Annotated in this window: 1 protein-coding gene; it reads left to right on the top strand. The window is 70.7% G+C overall.

Annotation, left to right across the window (positions count from 1 at the left end):
* A partial coding sequence (locus TX83_RS20680; protein WP_141233611.1) for an autotransporter-associated beta strand repeat-containing protein occupies window positions 1-779 on the top strand: 779 nt, incomplete at both ends.

Here is a 779-nt window from a genome sequence, read left to right as displayed (position 1 = left end):
TGGTGCTCAACGACGGTGCGCAAATGCTCGGCGGCGGCGTGGGCACGTCCGGCGGCGGCACCGATACCCTAGTGGTCAACACCGCGCTGGGCTATGCCCTGGACGGCGGCAGCATCGACACCTTCGAAATTCTGACCAAGCAGAACACCGGCGCGCTGACCCTGACCGGCGACCACGTCTTCGCCGTCGCCACCCAGCTCGACGGCGGCACGCTCGACGTGGACGGCCGGCTGGAGACGTCGGCCCTGTCGATGGCCGACGGTACGGTGCTCGACATCGACGGCACCGTCGAAGCCGCCGGCAACGCGCCGACGGCCGTCACCGGCAGCGCCGGCGTTAACACGATCGATGTCGGCCCCACCGGCACGCTGCGTGCGAACGGCGACCTCGGCGACGGCAACGATGCGGTGACCCTGGCGGGACTGCTCGGCACCGGCGCCGGCACCTTGGGCCTGGGCGCCGGCGACGATGTGCTGACCTTGCGGGACGGGGCCGTCATCGAGAGCGGTGCCGGCGGCGTGGACGCCGGTGCGGGCGGTAGCGACCGGCTGATCCTGGACAACGCCTCGGCGATGGCCTTCGACGGCAGCCAGACGGCCGGCTTCGAGACCTTGACCAAGCAGAACACCGGTACCGCCAGCATGACCGGCAGCCAGAGCTTCAGCGGCGGCGTCGCGATCGATGCGGGCACGCTGGACATCGACGGCACGCTGCAGACGCCGACCATCGCCTTGGCCGACGACACTGCGTTGAATGTGGACGGCACGGTCGGCGGCAGC

The sequence above is a fragment of the Lysobacter antibioticus HS124 genome (genome assembly GCF_000336385.2).
Taxonomy (GTDB): Bacteria; Pseudomonadota; Gammaproteobacteria; order Xanthomonadales; family Xanthomonadaceae; genus Lysobacter; species Lysobacter firmicutimachus.
The sequence above is the reverse complement of the archived record's forward strand: the minus strand, read 5'-3'. Positions and strand labels throughout refer to the sequence as shown.